16 protein-coding genes are annotated in these 18,190 nt (G+C 70.3%); 7 read left to right on the forward strand and 9 right to left on the reverse strand.

Features of this window, described 5'->3' with window-relative positions:
* Positions 1-9 precede the first annotated feature (9 nt).
* From ABZ717_RS00890 to ABZ717_RS00900, 3 genes are all read right to left on the reverse strand, one after another.
* Positions 10-360, reverse strand: a complete 351-nt coding sequence (locus ABZ717_RS00890; RefSeq protein ID WP_358503467.1) for a hypothetical protein — start codon at positions 358-360, stop codon at positions 10-12.
* Positions 361-603: 243 nt separating this feature from the next.
* Positions 604-1,494 carry an acyl-CoA thioesterase II gene (gene tesB, locus ABZ717_RS00895; RefSeq protein WP_358503470.1) on the reverse strand — a complete coding sequence of 297 codons (891 nt, stop codon included), beginning with the start codon at positions 1,492-1,494 and terminating at the stop codon, positions 604-606.
* Positions 1,487-3,595 (reverse strand): ATP-dependent DNA helicase UvrD2, encoded by a 2,109-nt coding sequence (locus ABZ717_RS00900; RefSeq protein WP_358503473.1) that lies wholly within the window; start codon positions 3,593-3,595, stop codon positions 1,487-1,489. The genes tesB and ABZ717_RS00900 overlap by 8 nt, the downstream gene beginning before the upstream one ends.
* 257 nt (positions 3,596-3,852) lie before the next feature.
* Between ABZ717_RS00900 and ABZ717_RS00905 the strand changes: the two genes are divergently transcribed.
* On the forward strand, positions 3,853-4,113 hold the full coding sequence (locus ABZ717_RS00905) for a mycoredoxin (protein ID WP_358503516.1): 261 nt from the start codon (positions 3,853-3,855) through the stop codon (positions 4,111-4,113).
* Between the two features lie 170 nt (positions 4,114-4,283).
* Complete coding sequence (locus tag ABZ717_RS00910; RefSeq protein ID WP_358503518.1) at positions 4,284-4,703, forward strand: ANTAR domain-containing protein; 420 nt, start codon at positions 4,284-4,286, stop codon at positions 4,701-4,703.
* A 180-nt stretch (positions 4,704-4,883) separates the two neighbouring features.
* Here the strand turns inward: ABZ717_RS00910 and nudC are convergent, their stop codons facing one another.
* Both nudC and ABZ717_RS00920 read right to left on the reverse strand, forming a co-directional pair.
* Positions 4,884-5,834: an NAD(+) diphosphatase gene (gene nudC, locus ABZ717_RS00915; RefSeq protein WP_358503476.1), complete on the reverse strand. Its 951-nt coding sequence runs from the start codon at positions 5,832-5,834 to the stop codon at positions 4,884-4,886.
* Positions 5,835-5,957: 123 nt separating this feature from the next.
* Positions 5,958-7,334, reverse strand: coding sequence for a dipeptidase (locus tag ABZ717_RS00920; protein WP_358503479.1), 1,377 nt, complete (start codon positions 7,332-7,334; stop codon positions 5,958-5,960).
* 84 nt (positions 7,335-7,418) lie between these two features.
* Between ABZ717_RS00920 and ABZ717_RS00925 the strand changes: the two genes are divergently transcribed.
* The 4 genes from ABZ717_RS00925 to ABZ717_RS00940 all read left to right on the forward strand — a co-directional run bounded on the left by ABZ717_RS00925 (position 7,419) and on the right by ABZ717_RS00940 (position 9,812).
* The gene (locus ABZ717_RS00925; protein ID WP_358503482.1) at positions 7,419-7,811 is read left to right on the forward strand and encodes a metalloregulator ArsR/SmtB family transcription factor; all 393 of its coding nucleotides are present in this window, start codon (positions 7,419-7,421) and stop codon (positions 7,809-7,811) included.
* Between the two features lie 26 nt (positions 7,812-7,837).
* A complete protein-coding gene (locus ABZ717_RS00930; RefSeq protein WP_358503485.1) occupies positions 7,838-8,320 on the forward strand; it encodes an SRPBCC domain-containing protein in 483 nt (160 codons plus the stop codon).
* 81 nt (positions 8,321-8,401) lie between these two features.
* The gene (locus ABZ717_RS00935; RefSeq protein WP_358503488.1) at positions 8,402-8,944 is read left to right on the forward strand and encodes an EF-hand domain-containing protein; all 543 of its coding nucleotides are present in this window, start codon (positions 8,402-8,404) and stop codon (positions 8,942-8,944) included.
* Between the two features lie 214 nt (positions 8,945-9,158).
* Positions 9,159-9,812: a DUF4333 domain-containing protein gene (locus ABZ717_RS00940; RefSeq protein WP_358503491.1), complete on the forward strand. Its 654-nt coding sequence runs from the start codon at positions 9,159-9,161 to the stop codon at positions 9,810-9,812.
* Between the two features lie 66 nt (positions 9,813-9,878).
* On the opposite strand, the gene ABZ717_RS00945 is transcribed toward ABZ717_RS00940, so the two are convergent.
* The 3 genes from ABZ717_RS00945 to ABZ717_RS00955 form a co-directional block, all read right to left on the reverse strand.
* Positions 9,879-13,457, reverse strand: a complete 3,579-nt coding sequence (locus ABZ717_RS00945; RefSeq protein ID WP_358503494.1) for an ATP-dependent DNA helicase — start codon at positions 13,455-13,457, stop codon at positions 9,879-9,881.
* On the reverse strand, positions 13,450-16,647 hold the full coding sequence (locus ABZ717_RS00950) for an ATP-dependent DNA helicase (RefSeq protein ID WP_358503521.1): 3,198 nt from the start codon (positions 16,645-16,647) through the stop codon (positions 13,450-13,452). The genes ABZ717_RS00945 and ABZ717_RS00950 overlap by 8 nt, the downstream gene beginning before the upstream one ends.
* Before the next feature lie 86 nt (positions 16,648-16,733).
* The gene (locus tag ABZ717_RS00955; protein ID WP_358503497.1) at positions 16,734-17,066 is read right to left on the reverse strand and encodes an MGMT family protein; all 333 of its coding nucleotides are present in this window, start codon (positions 17,064-17,066) and stop codon (positions 16,734-16,736) included.
* Positions 17,067-17,162: 96 nt separating this feature from the next.
* Here ABZ717_RS00955 and ABZ717_RS00960 point away from each other — a divergent pair, with 96 nt between their 5' ends.
* Entirely contained in the window at positions 17,163-17,879 is a 717-nt protein-coding gene (locus ABZ717_RS00960; protein ID WP_358503501.1) for a winged helix-turn-helix domain-containing protein, read from the forward strand.
* A 35-nt stretch (positions 17,880-17,914) separates the two neighbouring features.
* On the opposite strand, the gene ABZ717_RS00965 is transcribed toward ABZ717_RS00960, so the two are convergent.
* The gene (locus tag ABZ717_RS00965; protein WP_358503524.1) at positions 17,915-18,145 is read right to left on the reverse strand and encodes a zinc ribbon domain-containing protein; all 231 of its coding nucleotides are present in this window, start codon (positions 18,143-18,145) and stop codon (positions 17,915-17,917) included.
* Between the last annotated feature and the right edge of the window lie 45 nt (positions 18,146-18,190).

Genomic DNA, 18,190 nt, shown 5'->3' on the forward strand with positions numbered 1-18,190 from the left:
GAAGGCCGGCTAGGCCGGTGTCCTCCGTGGACACTCCCCCAGTGCGCCATAACGGCGCCGGGTTTCATTCAGGGCGTGGATGCCACCGGTGAACTTGCCGCGATCAAGGGCAAGTCCGGACTCGTCGCGCAGGGCGCCGATGACACCGGGTTCGGACACACTGGTCCCCTCGGACACGGGAATGCCCGCGATGAGCAGGCCCGTGCCAGAGACGGCCACGCCGCCCGGGGTGTTCATACGGTCGCCACCGAAGGTGCGCTCGAAGGCGTCACCGCTCAGGTCGGCACCCAAGCGGAAGGACGGCATGAACGGCTGCCATGTGGCTGCGAGACCGGTGGTCTCCTGGTTCTTCGTCATCATCAGATCGGGCACCTCCTTCAAAGTCGGGTACAGGGTCTTGCACCTGCACCGAGAGCGGTCATTGCGACGTTGTACACACTACGGTCGCCGAGTAGAAGACGGCAACCCATTTTTGACCTGCGAAAACGTCCGGATCCGGCCAGAACTTCCACGGAATACCGAAGGGCCGGAGGTTGCCGACTTGCCCCGCCGACCCTTCACCATGTCGTTCTGCCTGATCAGGTCAGGTTCCGTCTGTGTAGATCAGCTCCAACCCTCCGCGTCGACGACGCGGATCATCCCCTCCTGTACGACCGAGCAGACGAGCTGTCCATCGCGGGTGTACACCAGGCCTCGGGCCAGACCCCTCGCACCCTGGGCGGTCGGGGACTCCTGCGCGTACAAGAGCCACTCGTCGGCGCGGAAGGGGCGGTGGAACCACATGGCGTGGTCCAGGCTGGCCATGGCGATGCCCGCGAACGAACGCCCGTGCCGGAGCAGGACGGTGTCCAGCAGCGTCATGTCGGAGGCGTAGGTCATCAGGCATACCTGGGTGAGCCGGTCGTCGGGCAACCTCCCGTCGACCTTGAACCACACCGGGTTGGTGGCGGTCCGCAGCTCCGGGTCGCGTTCGGCCTCGAAGGACATCGCGCCCACCGGCCGCATCTCGATGGGATGCCACTGGACGAAGTTCGGCACCTTGCCGAAGGCCTCGCGCAGTCGTTCCCGGGTGCTCGACAGCTCCTCGGGCGGCGGCACGTCCGGCATCGGGATCTGGTGGTCCAGCCCGGGTTCCTCCTTGTGGAAGGAGGCCGACAGAGTGAATATCGCCTTGCCGTGCTGGATGGCCACCACCCTGCGAGTGGTGAAGGAACGACCGTCGCGGACCCGATCGACCTCGTAGACGATGGGCACCGACGGATCACCCGGTCGGATGAAGTAGGCGTGCAGGGAGTGCACGTACCGCTCGGCGGGTACCGTCCGGCCCGCCGCCACCAAGGCCTGACCCGCGACCAGACCACCGAAGACCCGTTGGGGCCCCTCCTCCGGGCTGATCCCCCGGAAGATGTTGTCCTCGATCCGCTCCAGGTCCAGGACCCTCAGCAGCTGGGCCAGGGACTGCCCGCCGTCGCCGACGTCGAAGCCTTCACTCATCCTCTTCCTCCCCGTCACCGGAACCCGGCCCCTCCGGTTCGTCACCCGCCACGAGCGCGAGCACCGCCTCACCGTAGCGATCCAGCTTCACCGCGCCGACCCCGGAGACCGAGGAGAGTTGGGACACGCTGCCCGGTTCCTGTTCCGCGATGGCCTGCAAGGTGGCGTCGGTGAAGATCACGTAGGCGGGAACCTTCTGCTCCTGCGCGGTTCGGCGCCGCCAGTCGCGCATCCGTTCCAGCAACGCCTCGTCGTAGGTGGAGGGACAGTCCACACAACGTCCGAGTTTGCGCTCGGTGACGTCGGTGAGCGTGTTGGAACACACCCGGCAGCGCGTCACCCCGCCCTTGCGCCGGTCCCGGCGCCCGCTCGTGGAGGGCGAGGCGGGTCGCAACCCGTCGAGGAACCGCGAGGGCTTACGGGTCTTGCGGCCTCCGGGCGAGCGCGCCAGGGACCAGGACATCGCCAGGTGTTCACGGGCACGGGTGACGCCCACGTAGAACAGCCGGCGTTCCTCCTCGACCTCGTCGTCACTCTCGGCGTAGATGATGGGCATCATGCCCTCGGTCAGTCCGGCCAGGAACACCGCGTCCCACTCCAGGCCCTTCGCGGCGTGCAGGGAGGCGATGGTGACCCCCTCGAAGCCGGGCGCGTGCTCGGTGGCCATGCGCGTCTCAAGCTCGTCGACGAAGTCGGCCATGGTCGCGGACCGCCCACCGGGTCCGGACTTGGCCGCCATGTCCTCGGCCAGCTGGACCAGTGCCGAGAGCGACTCCCAGCGTTCCCGGGCCTGACGGCCCTCGGGCGCGGTGTCGGTGAGCCCCATCTGGGACAGCAGGTGGCGCACCGTTCGCACCAAGGGTTCGTCCTGCTCGTCGGCCACGCCCTGCCTGGCCCCGCGCAGGGTGTGGACGGCCTGCCGGATCTCGGGACGCTCGAAGAAGCGGGTGCTGCCGCGCACCGTGAAGGGCACGTTCTGGTCGCTCAGCGCCTGTTCGTAGGCGGCGGACTGGGAGTTGATGCGCACCAGGACCGCGATCTCACTCGCGGGCGTCCCCTCCTCCAGCAGGACGCTGATCTTGCGGGCGACGCCGGTGGCCTCGGCGAGCTCGTCGTCGTACTCCTGATAGATCGGGTCCGGCCCGTCGGGACGCTGTGCCCGCAGGGTGAGGTGCTCGGCCGCGGCCGAACCCTTGGCCTGGCCGATCACGTGGTTGGCCACGCGGACGACCTGGGGGGTGGACCGGTAGTCGCGGACCAGTCGCACCACGGTGGCGTGCGGGAAGCGGTCACCGAACCCGGTGAGATAGCCGGGGGTGGCGCCGGCGAAGGAGTAGATGGTCTGGCTGGGGTCGCCGACCACGCACAGGTCGTCGCGGTCACCGAGCCAGGCGTCCAGGAGGAGTTTCTGCAGCGGGTTGACGTCCTGGAACTCGTCGACGACGAAGTATCGATACTGGTCACGGACCCGTTGGGCGATGGCGGGGTACTCGTTGATCATCCCCGCGGTGAGTTCGAGCATGGACTCGAAGTCGAGCAGGTTGCGCTCGCGGCACAGCTCCTCGTACGCCTCGAAGACCCGGGCGACCTCGACCGCCGGCATGGGCGCCTGACGACCGGCCTTGACGATGGCCTTGTCGTAGTCGCCGGCGCGCACCTGCGTGACCTTGGCCCACTCGATCTCACTGGCGAGGTCGCGCAGCCCGGTCCGGTCCGGTTGCAGTCCCACGGCGTTGGCGGCGCGCGCCACGACCTTGATCTTGCTGTCAATCAGGGTGGGCTTCTCGCCACCGACCACCTGTGGCCAGAAAAAGGAGAGCTGGCGCAGGGCGGCCGCGTGGAAGGTACGGGCCTGGACCCTGGGCGCGCCCAGGGCACGGAGCCGGCCGCGCATCTCACCGGCGGCGCGCGCGGTGAAGGTGACCGCGAGGACCTGCTGTTCGGCGACGACCCCACCGGCCACCGCGTACGCGATCCGGTGCGTGATGGCCCGGGTCTTGCCCGTGCCGGCACCCGCCAGGATGCACACGGGGCCGCGCAGCGCGCGTGCCGCCTCGGTCTGTTCCGGGTCCAGTCCCTCCAGGACGCGGTCGGGGTCCATGGTGCTCCTGAATCTGGTCGGACGGGTGGGTCTGGGCGGACAGTCTCTCAAGTATCGGCGCCCGCCGGAGCCGATCGTCCACGGCCCCGACCTGAACAGGCCGAACGAACCGAGTGACACATTCCAGAACCAGTCGCGCCTGTGAGGCGTCCCACGTTGTGTCGAACCACCATGGGAAGCGGCTCGGGTCGCCCGGTGTTGGAACCATCGGGATCCTCCCGAACCATGGCAGTCGACGCGGAAAAGACGTGAGCGAGATGACGAGTACCGGTACCGAGCGATTCACGATGTACACCACCCCCTGGTGCGGCTACTGCAAGCGGCTCAAGAGCCAGCTCTCCCGAGAGGGCATCACCGGCCGAGAGGTGAACATCGAGGAGCACCCGGAGGCCGCGGAACTCGTCTCGAAGGTCAACGGTGGGAACCAGACAGTCCCCACCCTGGTCTTCAGTGACGACTCGGCGATGACCAACCCGTCGCTCGCTCAGGTGAAGAAGAAGTTGGCCGAGCTGTCCTAGGACCGACGGCGCGGGCCGCCCCACGCGGCCCGCGCGACGGGAAGCCCTCCCTCAGGGCGAACGCACCCCGGTCCAGGGTGGCCCGGTCGACACCGGCAAACCTGTACATGACGGGGAGTGTGGAGTTGGGGGACGACGTGAGGCCTCATGACATCGCGACCACCGACACGGTGGACGCCGAAGTGGTGCGACGCACCCCGCACGGGTGGCGCGTGGGCGGTGGGCATAACCGCCATGACGCCCCGGACCTGATCAGCGCGATGGTGCTGGCGGACCTGATCACCTCCGAGGCCGGGGGGCCACGCCCCCGCGCCCAGGCGCCGGGTCGGGCGCCGGAGGGGGCCTCGGAGGTGGACCGCCTGAAGCACACCATCGCGCAGTTGGAGCACGCGCTGCACTCTCGTGTGGTGGTGGAGCAGGCGATCGGCGTCCTGGCGGAGCGGCACACGATGCCGCCGCGCGAGGCGTTCGAGCGGCTGCGTTCCTCGGCGCGTTCGCGTGGACGCAAGGTGGCGGACCTGGCCCGAGACGTGGTGGAGAGCAGCACCAGCCCACTGACCGTCCTTCCGGACGAGCTCGGCCAGATCTGATCGGGCGCCGGTCCGATCGGACCGGCCCACCGGGGTGGCGTGCCGCGGACCGTCCGATGCGGGGGATGGACGGTCCGCGGCGCTCTATCCCTGAGCGCCTCCGCCGGCGCTTCGTCCCACCCGTCGCCCACCACCACCCTCAACGGACGCCTACGGCGCAGCCTCATCGGGTGTTCGGGGCTACCAGCCGCCGGACAGACGTCCCCCGTACCAGTGCTCGATGAGGGTGCGGGCTATGGAGACGTGTCCGGGCAGGATCACCTCGCCGGCCTCCGCGGCCGCGGCGAGTTCGGGGCGGGTGAACCAGCGGACCTCGGAGATCTCGTCGTCGGTGGCCGTGGCCTCCCCCACCGCGCGCGCGGTGTAGCCCACCATGAGACTGCGCGGGAACGGCCAGGGCTGTGAGGACAGGTAGCGCGGGTCCCGCACGATCACGCCGGTCTCCTCGGCGACCTCGCGGACGACCGCCTGTTCCAGGGACTCCCCGGCGTCGACGAACCCGGCCAGGACCGAGAAGCGCCGGGCGTCCCAGTTCGGGTTGTGGCCCAGCAGCGCCTCCTCCCGGCCGTCGCGTTCACGGTGCACCAGCATGATCACCGCCGGGTCCATCCGGGGGAACTGCTCGGTGCCCTCCTCCTCGCAGACCCGGACGTGCCCGGCCTTCTCGATCCGGGTGCGGGATCCGCAACGGGGGCAGAAGCCGTGGGTGGCGTTCCAGTTGGCCAGGGCGATGGCCCGGGTGAAGAGGCCGGTGTCGTGGTCGTCGAGGGCCGCGCCGACCTCGCGCAACGAGGCGGGTTCGGCGACGGGGTTCACCGCCAACTCCTGTTCGGAGCGCACCGCGAAGTACGCGCGTTCGCCGTCGCTGCCCAGGAGGTAGCGCTCGCCCTTGGGCGCCTGCTCGGGCGTGATGAGGACGAGTTCGCGGGTCCGGCCGGTGGTGACCAGGGCGCGGGACTGCTTGACCATCAGCGCTTGCCAACCGTGGCTTCCGGGCTCGCCGCCCTCCAGGACCAGCACTCGGGTGTTCGTGTCGGCCCAGGCCTTGGCCAGCCACTCGTCGTCACCTCGACGGTGTCCGGCGGAGTCGACCGAGGCGCGGGAGAGTGCGGGTACGGCGTCGAAGTCCATGGGACCTTCCTGTAATCGTGCGCGACACACCAGGTGTAACGCGTTCGGGGGCGCCGTGCACTCCCGACGGATGAACCCGCGCACTTCCGGGTGAGAAGTGCGCGGGTGCGACCGTTGGGCGGGTCAGGCTCCCTTGCCCAGTTCCTCCCACAGATGGGCGGCGCTCTCGGCGCCCTTGAGCAACAGCGGCATCTCGACCTTCTCGTTGGGGGCGTGGATGCGGTCCTCGTTGAGGCCCACGGCCACGAACACCAGAGGGGTCTGGAGGATGTCGGCGATGTCGGCCTCGGGCCCGCTGCCGCCCTCGCGGGTGAACAGGACCTCCTTGCCGAAGGCGCGGCTCATGGCGGCGCGGGCGGCCTTCAGGGCGGTGGAGTCCAGGTCGGAGGCGCAGGCGCGCACACCGGGGCCACCGAACTCCAGTTCGGCGTGGACGCCGTCGGGGGTGTTGGCCTCCACGTACTCGCGGACGCGGTCCTGGATCGTCAGGGGCTCCTGCCCGGGGACCAGCCGGAAGCTGATCTTGGCGTGCGCGGAGCGCGGGACGATCGTCTTGCCGCCGGCGCCGGTGTGGCCGCCCCACATGCCGTTGATCTCGGCGGTGGGCCGCAACCAGACACGTTCCAGGGTGCTGTAGCCCTTCTCGCCACGGGCCGCGGTGGACGCGGCGGTGGCCAGCCACTCCTTCTCGTCGAAGGGGAGCCGGGCGATGAGCTCGCGTTCCTGCTCACTGGCCTCGACGACACCGTCGTAGAAGCCGGGGATCGCGACGCGGTCGTCGCCGTCGTGCAGCCCGGAGAGCAGGTCGCTCATGATCTTGAGCGGGTTGGGGACGGCACCACCGAAGGAGCCGCTGTGCAGGTCGCGTTCGGGCCCGTACAGGTTGATGTCGACATCGGTGACGCCGCGCATGCCCACGCACATGGAGGGGGTGTCGGGCGCCCACATGGTGGTGTCGGAGATGACGGCGACGTCGCAGGCCAAACGTTCGCGGTTGGTCCTCATCAGCTCGGCGAAGTGCACCGAGCCGGACTCCTCCTCACCTTCGACCAGCAGCTTGACCGTGACCGGTGGGGCGTCCGCGCCGGAGACGGCCAGGGCCGCGCGCACGCCCAGGGCGTGGAAGAGCACCTGGCCCTTGTCGTCGGAGGAGCCGCGCGCGTACAGGGAGGTGCCACGCTCGGTGGGGACGAACGGTTCGGTCTCCCACTCTTGGAGCGGGTCGACCGGCTGGACGTCGTGGTGACCGTAGACCAGCACGGTGGGCGCGTCGGGGTCGGCGGCGGGCCATTCGGCGAACACGGCGGGCAGGCCGGGGGTCTCCCAGACCTCGACCGTGGGGAAGCCGGTCTCGGTGAGGTGGTCGGCGAGCCATCGGGCCGAACGTCGCACGTCGTCGTGGTGCGCGGGGTCGGCGGAGATCGAGGGGATCGCCAGCCACTCCTTGAGCGCTCTGAAGAACTCGTCCTTGTGGTCGTCGATGTAGGCGCGTGCGTCCATATCCCGTCCTTGTCCTGGACATCCTTGTCGAATTCGACCTTAGGACCTGGACGTACACGACATGACACACTAACCTACAACCAAATGGTTGTATTTGTTGTGACCGGTGAGAACGAACACGTGGACCGGCTGTTCCACGCGCTGTCCGACGCCACCCGCCGTGACATCCTTCACCGTTCCGTGGAGGGTCGCCTGTCGGTGTCCAGGTTGGCCGAGGACTACCCGATGAGCTTCGCCGCGGTACAGAAACACGTCGCGGTGCTGGAGCGGGCAGGCCTGGTCGTCAAGGAACGTCGCGGCCGGGAACAGCTCGTTCGCACCGAACCCGAGGCCCTGCACCACGCCCGCGCCGCCCTCGACCGGATCGAGGACCTTTGGCGCGGACGCGTGGATCGCATGGCCCTGCTGATCACCGAGGATCCCCGGGACCCCGACGAGAACGAAGATGGGGACGAGACCGAGGCATCCGGCACCTGAACGCGACCGCGAGAGGAACCGAGCCGATGAGCGTCACCAGCGTCGACAAGGACTTCGAGAACCGTACGATCACCCTGGTCTGCGACTTCCCCGTCGGTGTGGAACGGGTGTGGGAGTTGTGGGCGGACCCGCGCCGGTTGGAGAGGTGGTGGGGACCGCCGACCTACCCCGCGACCATGGAAAGGCACGAGCTCACCCCCGGGGGTGACGTCACCTATTACATGACGGGCCCGACCGGTGATCGGCACTCCGGCTGGTGGCGCGTTCGGTCGGTGGAACCACCGACCACGTTGGAGTTCCTGGACGGGTTCGGCGAGGTGCCGGGCGACGCCGGGGGCATGCCGACGATCACCATGCGCCTGGAGATCGCCGAACACGGCGACGGTACCCGCATGGTCCTGCGCTCGACCTTCGAGTCCATCGAGGCCATGGAACGGATGGTCGAGATGGGCATGGACGAGGGCATGAGCGCGGCGATGGGGCAGATCGACGACCTGCTCGTCACCTGAGTACGGGGAACCACTCGGAGCCCGTGGCACTCTGACGACAGGGGGCGGGAAGGCCCGCCCTCGATCTCGAAGGAGGACCACGTGAGCACCAACCCCCGTATCGCCGCCAGGTTCAGCGACCTGTTCGACGTTCTGGACACCGACGACGACAAGGCCGTGACCTGGGACGACTATCAACGACTCGTGGACCGTTACGTTACCGGTTACGGGTTGGCGGCCGACGAGGAGCGGGCCCGGGCGATCCAGGTCACCTACGAGTCCCTGTGGCGCAAGTTGGTCGATCTCTCCGGGGATCAGACCGGTGGACTGGACCGGGACTCGTTCGTGGGCGCCATGCACGCCGCTTCGGAGGACCGCAGCCGCTCCAACGCGGCCGAGGCCGTGGCGGAAGCCGTCTTCGACCTGCTGGACGCCGACGGGGACGGCCGGATCAGTGAGGCCGAGTTCCTGGTCTACGCGAAGACCCTGGGCGCCGAGGAGGCGGGCGCCCGCACCCGGTTCGCGCACGTGGACACCGACGGGGACGGCGACATCAGCCGCGAGGAGTTCGTGCTCTCCGCCCGTCTGTACCTGTTCGGCGACGACATCGACTCACCCGGCGGATTCGTCTTCGGCGTGGTCTGAACAGACGACGAGAGCGGCGGTGGCCTCTTCCCGGCACCGCCGCTCCGCGTGCTCGCGCACCGCTCGCGCGGCCGACCTTCCACGGGCAGGAGTGATCGGTCGGACACGGAACGCAAGAACACGAACTCGCATCGAAACGCCCAGGTCAGGAACCAGGGCCCTGGTTCTCGGGTCGATTCACATGGCCCATCTCGAAAGAACCAAGGAGGACACGATGCGGCAGTTCAGCAGTGATCGGATCATCGCCGGAGCGGCTCTGGGCGCCTTGCCCCTGCTCTTGGCCGGGTGCTCGTTCAGCTTCGGTGGACCGGGCGCCGTTCCCGCCGACGACGTCGCCGAACAGTCGGCCCGGATGCTCGCCGAGGAGGTCGGCCAGATCCCCGACGAGGTCACGTGCGCCGACGACCTTCCCGCGGAGGTGGGCTCCGAGATCCGCTGTGAGCTCGTGGACGACGGCGTCACCTACGGCGTGACCGTCACCGTCACCTCCGTCGAGGGCAACGACGTCGAGTGGGACATCGTGGTCGACGACGAAACCACCGACGGGTCCGCCCCCGACCCCGGGAACACCGCGGACGAGACGACGGGGGAAGAGGGCGGCACCACCGGGGGCGAGGGCGGTCAGGCGAGCGGTGAAACCGTCCCCGCCGCCGAGGTCGCCGAGCAGTCCTCCGCCGAGCTGGCGGAGGTCGTCGGCCAGACCCCCGACTCCTTCACCTGCTCCGAGGACCTTCCCGCGCAGGTCGGCGCCGAGATCCGCTGTGAACTCGTGGACGGCACCGACACCTACGGCGTGACCATCACGACCTCCTCGGTCGACGGCTCCAACGTCGACTGGGACATCCAGGTCGACCAGGCGCCTCAGTAGGACGGCGACGTCTCGGGCGGACGGCGGTCGCCGCCCGAACCCGACTGACGGGCCGCGCGCGGCCCGTCAGTCGGGTTCGGGCAGGCGGGTGAACAACGCGGCCAGGCCCTCGGCGTCGAGCAGGTCCACGGGGCGCACGGTCTCGTTCGCGCGCACGTAGTGGAAGGCGGCCCGCACCTGGTCGGATCCGGCCCCGACCAGGTCGGCCCAGGCCAGCCGGTAGGCGGCCAACTGCACCCCCGCGGCCCGTCGTTCCTCCGAGTTGCCGGGTGGGCGGCCGGTCTTCCAGTCGACCACGTCGTAGGTACCGGTCTCGGAGTCGTGGAAGACCGCGTCCATACGGCCTCGAATGAGCCGGTCGCCGATGACCGTCTCGAACGGCACCTCCACCTCCAGCGGAACCCGCCGGCCCCACTCGCTCTCCTCGAACATCCGCTGGAGTTCGGCGAGGTCCTCGTCCTCCCCCGCGGTCTCGTCGGCGGCCCCGGGCAGTTCGTCGAGCAGGGTGGCGTTCTGCCCGAAGCGCTGTTCCAGCCAGGAGTGGAAGGCGGTACCGCGCCGGGTGTGCGGGGCCGGCGGCCGGGGCAGCGGCCGGCGGATCTGCCGGGCCAGCGCGGAGGGGTCCCTGGCCAGCCACACCATGGAGGACACCGACAGGTGATCGGGCAGTTCCACCTCGACCGGCCCCTCCCCCGACCCGATGACGGCGCGCTCCCGGTGGGCGAGCAGCAGTTCGGTGTCGCGTTCCCAACCGTGGAGCCGTTTGCGCAGCGCGTCGGGGGTCTTCTTCGGTAGCGCGGACTCCCCGACCCGCAGCCTGGCCCTGGCCTGTTCCACCAGGTCGGCTCCGGCCAGGATCTGTTCACGGCGGCCGTCCGCCCGAGGCTCGGACACGGGTTCGGGCACGGGCGCGGAACCCGGGTCGTGGTCGGCCACGAAAGCGTCGTCGTATTCGGGGTCGTACTCCGGCTCGTACTCGAACTCCGGTTCGGGACCGACGAGGTCGGGTGCGATCCCCTGCGCCACGGTGGGCACCGGGAAGGGTTCGGACTCGATGACCGGCTCCGTCACGGACGGTTCCCGCGGCGGCCACACCGCCGAGGACTCCTCCTCGTCGTGCGGGTTGGTGTCCTCCGGGTCGGGTGGCGGCGCCCAGGCCACCACGGACCCGGCGCCCCCCTCGCAGGCCTCGCGGATCTCCTCCAGGAACATCGACGGCCCGCGCGGGGTGCTTCCGGTCCGCCCCCACCAGTGGCCGGTGCAGACCAACGCGTAGGAGGCACGAGTGACCGCGACGTAGGCCAGCCGCCGTTCCTCCATCAGGTGGCGGGCCTCCTCCGCCGCCTTGAACTCGGCGATGTCCTCCTTCTCCACCCCACGCAGGGCGGGCAGGCTCGCCCTGTCGCCGCGCAGCGGATACGGCAGCAAGTGGTCGGCCTTGACCCAGGCCAGGGAGTCGCGGGCCTTGGCGGGGAACAACGGCGCGCGCTTGCCGGCGCTGACCCCGGGCACGAACACCACCGGCCACTCCAGACCCTTGGCGCCGTGCATGGTCATCAGCTTGACGCTGTCGGAACCACCCACCCGCTCTCCGGGGCTGAGCGCGCTCTCGTTCTCCTCGGCGGCGTTGAGGTAGCCGAGGAAGCCGCCCAGGGTGGGGTCCTCGGTGTTGCCGACGAAGCGCACGGCGTGGTCGACGAAGGCGTCGAGGTCGGCGCGGGCCGACAGGGGGTCGCGGTGGATGCGCGCCCCCACCTCGATGTCCAGCCCGAGCATGCGTTCGATCTCGGTGATGAGGTCGGGCAGGGGCTGGCCGAGGAGCTTGCGCAGTCCGCGCAGTTCCTCGGCCAGTCGGCCCAGGCGTTCGTAGGCGGTCTCGGAGTAGTTCTCGGCCGGTCCGGGATCGTCGACGGCGTCCACGAGGCTGCCGCTCTCGGCGGTCAGGTCCAGGACGGTGCGGCGCAGTAGGTCCTCGTCGGGCTCGTCCTCTTGGTCGGGGCCGGAGGTGGTCAGGTCACGCCTGGTGTGCCGGGCGAGTTCGGCGGCGCGGGAACCCAGGGCGGCCAGGTCACGCGGGCCCAACCGCCAGCGGGGACCGGTGAGCAGGCGTGCGAGTTCGTTACCGGCGGAGGCGTCGTGGACGACCCTCAGGGTGGCGATGATGTCGCGGACCTCGGGCACCATCATGAGTCCGCCCAGGCCGACGACCTCCACCGGGATGTCGTGGGCCTCCAGCGCCTCCCGCAGCGGCGGGAACTGCGAACGTTTGCGGCACAGGATCGCGATGTCACCGGGGCCGACGGCGCCATCGGAGGCCCCACCGGACTCCCCCTCCGGCCAAGCCCGACCGTCCGGGGCGAACACCGGGCCCCCCGAGTCGTCGGCGGTGGCGTGGACCAGGCGGCGCACCTGGTCGGCGATCCACGCCGCCTCCTCGGTCTCCGTGGCGAACAGCGCGGCCATGGCGGTGCCGCGGCCACGTCGGGCGGGTCCCGGATACAGGACGGGCACGTCGGCGGCCTCGGCGCGCAGTTCGTCGGAGACGCGCTCGGCCACGTCCAGTACGCGTTGGCCGTTGCGGAAGCTCACCGACAGGCGTCGCACCGGGGCCGGTCGCCCCGGAGCGACGGGGAAGTCGGTGGGAAAGCCGGTGAGGTTGGCGGCGATCGCGCCCCGCCATCCGTAGATGGACTGGCAGGGGTCGCCGACCGCGGTCACCGGATGGCCCTCGCCGAACAGGGCGCGCAGCAACGCCAACTGGGCGTGGCTGGTGTCCTGGTACTCGTCGAGCAGCACCACACGGTAGCGGCCGCGTTCGATCAGCCCCACCTCGGGGTGGTTGAGGGCGATGCGCGCGGCCAGGGCCATCTGGTCTCCGAAGTCCATCGCCTCCCGACCACGTTTGGCGTCGTTGTAGCGGTCGATCAGCGGAAGCAGCTCCTCGCGGCGCCGCTGGGCGTCCACCAGGTCCTTGGTGGGTTGGGTGGGCTTGCGCCGCATGGCGTCCACGCCCGCCTGGATCCACCGGCCCACCCCGCGCACCTGGTCGGTGCTGGTGAGGTGGTCGGCGATCTGCCCGGACAGGTCCAGGACCCGGCGGGTGACGGTGTCCGCTCCGACGTTGATGTGCCCCATGGGACCGTCGTACTCGCCCACGATCCGGGCCGCCAGTTGCCAGGACTGACCTTCGCTGAGCAGTCGGGAGGTGGGCTCGACCGCCTCGCGCAGGGCGTGGTCGGCCACGATCCGGCCCGCGTAGGAGTTGTAGGTGGAGACCGTGGGTTCGCCGTCCAACGGTTCCTCGGGGAAGAGTTCGGTGGCGCGCAACTGTTCCAGACGCTTGCGCACGCGTTCGGCGAGCTCGGCGGTGGCCTTGCGGGTGAAGGTCAGACCGAGCACCTGTTCGGGTCGCACGTGTCCGTTGGCGACCAGCCAGACCACCCGGGCCGCCATGGTCTCGCTCTTGCCGGATCCGGCGCCGGCGATCACCACCCCCGGTTCCAGGGGCGCGGAGATGACCCGTGCCTGTTCGACGGTGGGTTCGGGACGCTTGAGGAGCCGGGCGAGTTCGGCGGGGTCGAATCTCGGGGTCGGGGGCGGGGTATCGGGGGCGGGGGTCTCGGGGGCGGGTGTGGGTTCAGACATGTCTGCCCTCGTCCTGGACCGGGCAACAGGCGCGCACGGCGCACGAGTTGCATCCGGTGTTTCGGGTGGCGGTGAACCGGGACCCGCCCATGCCGGTGGCGACCTCGCGCACGAGGGTCTGCGCCCACCCGGGGTCGGGGTCCTCGCCCAGGGGAGACTGGGCCTGTTCGCGCGCCTTCTTGCTGAGCGCGGCCTTGCCGACCTGCACGAGCGTGGCGCCCCCCGGCTCGGCCAGGCCGAGCTTGGCGAAGGCTCCCTTGAGCACGGCCATCTGGTACACGCCCAACTGGGGGTGGCGGGCCAGGTCATCGGCCTTGGTACCGCCGGTCTTGATGTCGACGACCACGGCGCGGCCCTGGTCGTCGCGTTCGAGTCGGTCGACACGACCGGTGATCTCGATGCCGCCCACGTCCACCTTGAAGCCCTCCTCGGTGACGACCAGTTCGCGATCGTTGCCGGTGTCCCAGTCGATGAGCTTGCGGACCATCTCGTCGGCGCGCTCACGCTGTTTGTCGGACTGCCATGGTCCGCCGAAGTCCAGGTCGGACCAGATCTCGTCCATGCGTTCGCCGACCTCCTCCGCGCTGCCGCCCTGGGCGACCAGGACGGCCACGGCGTGCACGACGGTGCCGAGCGCGGAGGCGGAATCGCCGGAGGAGGCGCCGGCGGCGCGTTCCAGCAGCCAGCGCAGTTGACAGTTGGTGAAGCTCTCCACCTGAGAGGGCGACACCCGGATGGTGTCCTCCGGCTCGGAGAGGGGTCGGTCGTCGCTGAAGGGGGTGAGGGCGTACCACTCGGCGGGGTCGGCGCCGCGCACACCCTCCTCGGCCAGGCGGGCCAGGTGGGCGGCGGAGGCCTGCCGAAGCGGCCCCGGAGCCTCGGGGTCGGTGACCACCGAACGCAGGTCCGCGACCAGGGCGGGCAGGGACAGCCATCGCCGCCCGGTGCTGATCGGTTCGGGGTCGCCCAGTCCGATCTCGGTCAGGAAGCGCGAGGGACGTTCCTCGGCGTCGTCACCGCCCACACAGGTGACGTAGAGGGTGCGGCGGGCGCGGGTGAGCGCCACGTAGAAGAGTCGGCGTTCCTCGTCCAGGAGTTTGGAGGCCAGGGCGGCCCCGTAGGAGTCCGCCGAGTGGCTCTGGGCGTCGACCAGCTCCTCCACACCGAGGAGGGAACCGCGAAGCCGCAGGTCGGGCCACTCCCCCTCCTGGGCTCCGGCCACCACGACCAGACCCCATTCCAGCCCCTTGGACCGGTGCGCGGTGAGGATGCGCACCGCCTCGCCCTCGGGGGCACGCTCGGCGAGGCTGTCGCCGGGGATCTCCTGGGCGGCCAGGTCCTCCAGGAACCCGTCGGGGGTTCCCGGCGGGAGGCGGTCACAGTAGCGGGCCACGCTCTCGAACAGGGCGACCACGGCGTCCAGGTCGCGGTCGGCGGCGGCGCCGCGGCGGCCTCCGGCCTGGCTGGCTCGCAGCAGTCGGTCGGCGAGCCCGCTGTCGCGCCACAGTTCCCACAGGACCTGTTCGGCGTCGGCGCCCTTGGCGTTCAGGTCACGCACGGTGCGCAGCGCCTTGGCGACCCGGGTGGCGGGCGCGGCGATCTCGGGGTCGACCAGGGTGAGTTCCCGTGGATCGCGCAGGGCTTCGACCAGCAGCCGGGCGGAGGAGCGGTACCCGATGTCCTGGTCGTCCCTCCCCTCGCCCTCACCGGCGGCGTCCTCGGTGACGCCGTCTGTGGTCGCGTTCTCCCGGGCGGACCGGACCCGGTCCAGGTCGAGTCGGCGCAGGGCCCGCACCAGCCGGCGCAACCGGACGGAGTCGGCCTCACCGAAGGCGCTCATCAGGAGTTCGCGGGCGGCCTCGTCATCCAGTTCCTCCGGGCGCAGCCCGTACCGGATGAGGCCGAGCAGGGGACGGACCAGGGGTTCGGCCGCCACCGGAAGTTCGTCCGAGCCCACCACGACCGGCACCGAGGCGGCGGTGAGGGCACGGCGGAGCACCGGCAGTTGTCGACTGGAGGAGCGCACCAGCACCGCCATGTCCGACCACGGGACCCCGTCGATCAGGTGGGCCCGGCGCAGGGTGTCGGCGATGACCGCGGCCTCCTGGGTGGCGCTGTCCGCCATCAGCAGGTGCACCTCGCCGTCGGGGATCCCCTCCGCGGGGGTGAGGTCGCGGTGGGCGTTGACCTGCCCGCGCGCGGAGGCCACGGCGGGCAGCCTCCGGGTCAACCCGCGGGAGGCCGCCAGCAGGGCGGCCCCGCTGCGGCGACAGGTCCGCAGCGCCACGACCGGGGCGTCCTCACGTTGCAACGTGGGGAAGCGGCTCGGGAACTCCAGGATGTTGTGCACCTCGGCGCCGCGGAACCCGTAGATGGACTGGTCGGGGTCGCCGACCGCGATCAGGTCTCGCCCGTCCCCGGCCAGGGCGCGCAACAGCTCCTCCTGGGCCGGGTCGGTGTCCTGGTACTCGTCGACGAAGACCACCTCGTGAGCGGAACGTTCCCGCTCCTGCACCTCGGGGTCGGAGAGCATGTTCGCGGCGACGCGCACCAGCTCGGCGTAGTTGAGCGTGGGCACGGGGGCGATGTCGAAGCGGCCGTTCATACGGGACAGGAACCCTGCGGCCGAGGCCCAGTCGTCGCGGTCGCGGTCGGTGGCCATCGCCGTCAGCGACTCGGGGCCCAGCCCACGTTCCTGCGCGCGCATCAGGAAGTCGCGCAGCTCCTCGGCGAAACCGCGCGTCTCCAGGGCGGGCCGGAGCCGTTCCGGCCAGGCCTCCCCACCGTCGGCGAGTTCCCACCGCAGGAGTTCACGGACCTCCATGAGCTGTTCGGGCCCGGACAGGAGCCGGGGCGCGAGGTCGCCCATGCGCTGGAACTCGCGGCGGATCAGCGAGTAGGCGTAGCTGTGGAAGGTGAGTGCCAGGGGCTCGCGAGTGGTGCGGCGCAGCCGACCGGTGATGCGTTCGCGTAGTTCCTGGGCGGCCTTACGGCTGAAGGTGAGCACCAAGATCCGGGAGGGATCCACGCCACGGTGGTCGATGCGGTCGACGACGGCCTCGACGATGGTGGTGGTCTTTCCGGTCCCCGGGCCCGCGAGCACGAGGAGGGGACCACCGGGGTGGTCGACCACGCTCTGCTGGTTCTCGTCCAGCACCGGCGGCGGCGTCGCCTGATGGGCGCGCCGCACGAGACGGTACGGGGATGTGTTCACCTCACCAGTTCACCAGAGGGAAACGACCATCCCGGACGCCCCGGGAAGAGTCGGGTACGTCCTCAGCCCCTGGTCCGCCCGTCCCAACGGGCTTGAACCATGTCCACCCGGTCGCTTCCGGGGCGCATCGGGGTGCCCTCCCCGGCGTAGTGGGACAGGGCACGCACCTCGTGCCCCGAGGCGGGCCGTCCGTCCGAGCGCACCACCCGCCACCAGGGCACTCCCCCTCCCCATCGGGACATGACCGCCCCCACCTGCCGGGGTCCGCCCCGGCCCACGTACTCGGCGATGTCGCCGTAGCTCATCACCTGTCCCGTGGGAATCCGTTCCACCACCGACAGGACGTCCTCGGTGTACTCGTCGGGTCCATCCTCTTCGGGCAACGCTTCGGTCATGGACGTGAGCCTAACCACCCCCACCGACAGGCTCACCGGTACCCGCACCCCTCCACTTCGGCGTGCGCCGAAACGTCGTCGGGGCATCCTGAAGACATGCTCGAAACCGACGGCCCCCATCTGGCGGCGCTGGCCGCCCTGCTCGCCGATCCCACCCGGGCGACGATGTGCCTGGCGCTCCTGGACGATCGGGCGTGGACATCCGGCGAACTCGCCCGGCACGCCGGGGTGTCCGCCTCCACCGCGAGCGAACACCTGAACCGGCTGGTCGAGGGCGGCCTGCTCACGGAGGTCCGGCAGGGTCGGCACAGGTACGTACGGCTGTCCGGTCCGGAGACCGCCCACCTGGTGGAGACCATGGCGGGCCACATCGCCCCGGAACGTCGGCCGGTGCGTTCGTTGGCGCAGAGCGCCCGACGACGGGCGCTGTCCCGTGCCCGCACCTGTTACGACCACCTCGCCGGGGCCCTCGGTGTGGACGTCACCCGAGCGATGTCCGAGCGCGGCCTCCTCGACCAGGAGACCGGGTTCGCGCTCACCGACGCCGGATCGGCCTGGTTCTCCGACCTCGGAATCGACCTGCGAAACGGGGGACGCCGCCCCTTGGCCCGTCCCTGCCTGGACTGGACGGAACGCCGACCACACCTGGCCGGGGTGGCGGGCGCGGCCCTGCTCTCACACGTCTTGGCCGCCGGTTGGTGCGTGCGGATCGGGGGCGGCCGAGCGTTGCGGGTGACCGACCAGGGCGTACGCGACCTGGCCGACCTGTTGGGGTTGGATGTTTCAGCCGGCGCCGAAGCGTCCGCGTCCTAGGGTTCGGCGCATGACCGTTGACTTCCTCCCCACACCTAAAGCCGGGGGATTCCAACCAGCGATAACGCCGGTCGGTGCGCCTGCCCTCGCGGGGGCGCTGGTTCCTGCTTCACGGACCGGGTAACCCCGAGGTCTCCGCAGGCTGACACCGCATGCCCTGCGGCGCTGAGGATGTTCTTGGCCGCGTTCACATCGGCGTGATCGGTGTGGCCACAAGAGGTGCACACGAACTCGGCTTGGCTCTTGCGCGAGTGGGCGTCCACCACCTTGCACCGATAACACGTCTGCGAGGTGTAAGCGGGGTCGACCAG

The sequence above is a fragment of the Nocardiopsis sp. NPDC006832 genome (assembly GCF_040635885.1).
GTDB lineage: Bacteria > Actinomycetota > Actinomycetes > Streptosporangiales > Streptosporangiaceae > Nocardiopsis.